This window comes from bacterium, assembly GCA_040753085.1.
GTDB lineage: Bacteria > UBA9089 > JASEGY01 > JASEGY01 > JASEGY01 > JASEGY01.
This window is the reverse complement of the sequence record JBFMHI010000045.1, coordinates 1-4612: the sequence shown is the minus strand read 5'-3', so window position 1 is coordinate 4612 and position 4612 is coordinate 1. Positions and strand designations below refer to the sequence as shown.

4 protein-coding genes are annotated in these 4612 nt (G+C 50.0%); all 4 read left to right on the top strand.

The window, feature by feature from the left end; all coding sequences use genetic code 11:
* Positions 1-2189: Ig-like domain-containing protein (locus tag AB1797_06635; GenBank protein ID MEW5767290.1), on the top strand; the 2189-nt coding region annotated here is incomplete at its 5' end.
* A 417-nt stretch (positions 2190-2606) separates the two neighbouring features.
* Positions 2607-2954 carry a hypothetical protein gene (locus AB1797_06630; protein MEW5767289.1) on the top strand — a complete coding sequence of 116 codons (348 nt, stop codon included), beginning with the start codon at positions 2607-2609 and terminating at the stop codon, positions 2952-2954.
* On the top strand, positions 2929-3378 hold the full coding sequence (locus tag AB1797_06625; GenBank protein ID MEW5767288.1) for a cysteine peptidase family C39 domain-containing protein: 450 nt from the start codon (positions 2929-2931) through the stop codon (positions 3376-3378). The genes AB1797_06630 and AB1797_06625 overlap by 26 nt, the downstream gene beginning before the upstream one ends.
* 55 nt (positions 3379-3433) lie before the next feature.
* The gene (locus tag AB1797_06620; protein ID MEW5767287.1) at positions 3434-4195 is read left to right on the top strand and encodes a DUF401 family protein; all 762 of its coding nucleotides are present in this window, start codon (positions 3434-3436) and stop codon (positions 4193-4195) included.
* The last annotated feature ends 417 nt before the right edge of the window (positions 4196-4612 follow it).

Below are 4612 nucleotides of genomic sequence, written 5' to 3'. Positions count from 1 at the left end.
ATACCGGTCTCACCTGGACTCTCGATCCGAACAGTGTCGCTACTATCCTCTTTACGGCTGAGGTAGCCAACAACCGGCTAACTATTATCCCACTTCCCAACCAATATGGCCAGGACGATGTAACCCTCTGGTTGAATGATCCGAAGGGAAGTCAGGATACCAAAGCCGATGTGACCGTGATAGTCGCCCCGGTCAATGACCCGCCGGTGATCGACCCGGCCTGCGATGACTTTACTACCTCCGAAGACACCCCAGCCGACTTTGACCTCAGCCCTTACGGCTCAGACATGGATGATACCGGTCTCACCTGGAGCATCGACCCGGACACGGTTGACACTGCTTCGGATGGTGGATTGGTCTTTACTGCTGAAGTGGTCAACAACCGGCTAACTATTATCCCACTTCCCAACCAATATGGCCAGGACGATGTGACCCTAATACTCACCGACCCAAATGGCGCCCAGGACACTAAAGCCGATGTAACCGTGATAGTCGCCCCGGTCAATGACCCGCCGGTGATCGACCCGGCCGGCGATGACTTTACTACCCCCGAAGATACCCCAGCCGGCTTTGACCTCAGCCCTTACGGCTCAGACGTGGATGATACCGGTCTCACCTGGAGCATCGACCCGGACACGGTTGACACTGCTTCGGATGGCGGATTGGTCTTTACTGCTGAAGTGGTCAACAACCGGCTAACTATTATCCCACTTCCCAACCAATATGGCCAGGACGATGTGACCCTAATACTCACCAACCCAAATGGTGCCCAGGACACTAAAGCCGATGTAACCGTGATAGTCGCCCCGGTCAATGACCCGCCGGTGATCGACCCGGCCGGCGATGACTTTACTACCCCCGAAGACACCCCAGCCGGCTTTGACCTCAGCCCTTACGGCTCAGACGTGGATGATACCGGTCTCACCTGGAGCATCGACCTGGACACGGTTGACACTGCTTCGGATGGTGGATTGGTCTTTACTGCTGAAGTGGTCAACAACCGGCTAACTATTATCCCACTTCCCAACCAATATGGCCAGGACGATGTGACCCTCATCCTCACTGACCCCAATGGGGAACAGGATAGCAAAGCCGATGTGACCGTGATTATCAATGAAATAGCCAGAGCCACTATAGTCAGACCAACGCCTGGAACGAGGGTCTCAGGAGATGGGGTCATAGTGATGGCGGATGGCGGAGTCGTTATTGACTCTGTTCTGTTCCAATACAGGGCGAGTTCTGATTCAACCTGGCTTGATATTGATAGATCCGATAGTCCACAGTCCACCGTCCACAGTCCACAGAAGAAGGCAAACAGCCGGCCATCGGTCGTGGGCCGTGGGCCGCGGACTATTCCGCATTCCGCATTCAAAGTAACCTGGGATACATCGAAGTTGCCAGATGGGGAATATCAATTGAGGGCCGTGGCTGAAGACACGGATGGCAATACTGACCCGAAGCCTTCATTTATCAGGGTGATAGTAAATCATAGCAAAAATGACTATGTGGAAGGGAAGGTCGATTTTACGCAACTTACAGTAGTTGACAAGGGAGATGGCACCAAAGTTACGGTGCCTGCCGGCGCTTTAAAACAAGAGACAGTGGTCAGGATTTCCTCCCCAGCGCCGGAAACATTACCATCGCCGAAAGAGAATCCAACAGGGATTTATGTTGATGTCTCTCTGGAAGACAGCGAAGCTCAACTAACTGAGCCGATCATCATCTCCATGGCCTATGAAGATAGCGACAATAACGGAATCGTAGATGGGAAAGAGATATTAGAGGAGACCCTGGTTATCCATCAATGGGATGGCCAAGGCTGGCTTGCGCTTCCGACTACTGTCTACGCCGAGGATAATATCTGCACCGCCGCGACCGAGCATCTGAGTCTCTTTAGCCTTTTTGGAAAAGCTGCCTCTGGCCTTGATAAGGTTTTAGTCTATCCCAATCCCTTTAGACCGGCCCGGGATGCCACCGTTAAATTTCTGGGTCTTAGTTTTGAAGCAACCATCAGGATTTACAACATAGCCGGGGAATTGGTCTGGATCAAAGAAGATATCACCACTGGTTCGACTGAATGGAAGGGAAGGAATGATTATGGCCGGGCAGTAGCCAGCGGGGTTTACCTCTACCTTATTACTGATAAAAATGGCGGCAGAAGGAGCGGCAAGCTCGCCTTAATAAGATAAGCGAGTATCTTCTATCGTCTGTAAGTGTTTAGCCATAAAGACACTAAGACACAAAAATAGAGCAGTAGAGCAGTAGAGCAGCAGAGCAGTAGTTAAAGACTTTTCTGAAAGTTCCAGAACTGTTGCTCTATTGCTCTACTGCTCTCTAAGACACATACTTTTTCCCCTTCGTGTCTTCGTGCCTTGGTGGCTGAACGGTTACCTAAAATCATTCTCCGTGTCTCAGTGTCTCTGTGGTGAACGATTACGTTTTCCTTCAGCGGGGAAGAATGATTTTTTTCTCCCTAACTTTTTATTTCTTCTTGACATCTAACTCAATTATGTGTTAAAATTTAAAGCAAAACTCGAGGTCACGATAAATACCTATTAAGGCAGAGAGGTGTAACATAGCGTAAGCATATCAGGAAGGAGAAAAAGATGCCAGACCAGGCGATTGCTTCATCGAACCTCAAGGCCCCACAGGTGGCCCCTCAAATTGATTCAAAGCAAGCTTTTTTGACCGCCAATCAATTTGTCTTATCTTATCTTCGGGATATGTTTTCGGCGGGCTTTCCAACACGAGTAGTTTTTCCCACCCAATCGATCTGGGCCGTTCCTGTTGTTCTGACCTATCCTAAGCTTGGCATCGTTGGCGAAGTGGGCGTAGTGGCCGTTGATGCTGAATTGGGAAATGTAGTCGGCTGGACACCGTTTGAGGAAATGGAGAGGACCGCAAAAGAGCTTTACGAAGGGAAAAAGCGTGAAATCGAAGCTGTCTTTTCGTAGGCAGGAAAAGCCCTCCTCATGCGCTGTAGCCTGTCTGAGGATGATTCTGAGTTTCTACGGTATCGAGGAGGATGAAAAGACACTGAGGAACCGGTGTGGGACTACAGAGCTTGGGACTTATGCTCAAAACATTGCAGCTTGCGCCCAGGATTTTGGCTTTCAAGCCTCTGCGGCAAGCCTTGATGTTGCCAGACTGAAGGATCTTCTGCGCAGAGGAATCTTCCCAATTGTCTACGTGAATGTATTTCCCCTGGAGCAGATATTCTGCACTCATGCGATGGTGATCGAGCATATTACAGAAAGCGAAGTGCTGGTTCTTGACCCGATGGATGGACGGAGACTACTGAGTATCAAGAAATTTCAGAAGGCGTGGGAAATGACCGGCCATCTGGCTATAGTGATCTTTAAAGATATCACAACATAGCGCGGCCTCTGGCCACAACCAAACAATCCTGGGCATCGTTTAAGTCTGGCAGTTTATCCTGCTGCAGTTTCCCCTTTGTCTCCTTTCAGTCACGACTGGCTACGCCTTTCTTCTGCGACGAATTCCGGCCCAAAATAAAGCCGTCGAGTCCCCCAGGCCGGAATTGGAGAGGCCATTTCTTACCCTAATTGCCCCGGTCTTCGTAGTCATCGTCTGTTATGCCGGTATCCGACTTTTCCTGCCGGGAATTGCCGCCATAAACAACTACCTGCCGATGATCTCGGGGTTATTCGCCGCGATGGGCCTTCTTCAAGTTCAGCGTCCCCTGAATCACCCCAAGTGGCAAACCATTTTACTCTCCCACAAGACCCTTATGCTTGCCCTGGTAGTGGCTATGGTAAGAATCTACGGCGCTTTTATTGAAGCCCCCCTTCCCAATGGAGTCTCACTTATCGGAGGGATGCGCCAGGAATTGGCTGCCTGGGGGATTCCGGTCTGGGCCGTGATCATGGTTATCCCCTATATCAGCGGGATGGTTACCGGACTGGCTATCGGATTCGTAGGTGCCAGTTTCCCTATTGTGATCAGCCTCCTGGGTGAAAATCCGGCACTGGGAACATTGCTGTCTACGACGGTCTTGGCTTACGGCTGCGGCTACATGGGAATGATTCTTTCACCGGTGCATGTATGTCTGGTAGTGACCAACGAGCATTTCCGCACCCCCCTCGTTCATAGTCTGGCCAGCCTCCTAAAGCCGGCCGCAGTCACGCTGGCAGGGATTCTTATCTACCACCTCTTCGTAGCCTGGTTGTTTTAGAGCCAGATAGACTGAAGGCTGAAGGCTGAAGGTAAATCTTCTCATATTTCATAGGCAGATGGTCTTCTGTATTCCGAAGAGGCTGCGGATATACTTCCGAAATAACCGCAGGCTTCTTGGCTAACTAAACCAGGGGGCTAAGTGTTTTCCCACCAGATCTTCAGATAGGGGTGGGATGAGGGGAAGATTTTCTTCTTTTCCTCAATTTTTCGACCTGTATGGTTAAAGTTGTAGTGTCGTGTTGAAGAAAATTTGGGCATCGTTTCAAAACTGAGGAATAGAAGCTTTACAATTTCCCCAAAGATGGTATACTTTGAATATATCCCAATCACACCACTAATCGGACTACTACAAGGAGGTTCAAATGAAGGATACCATCACTCTACGGGATACGCTTCCAACCAGTCTATCCATAAC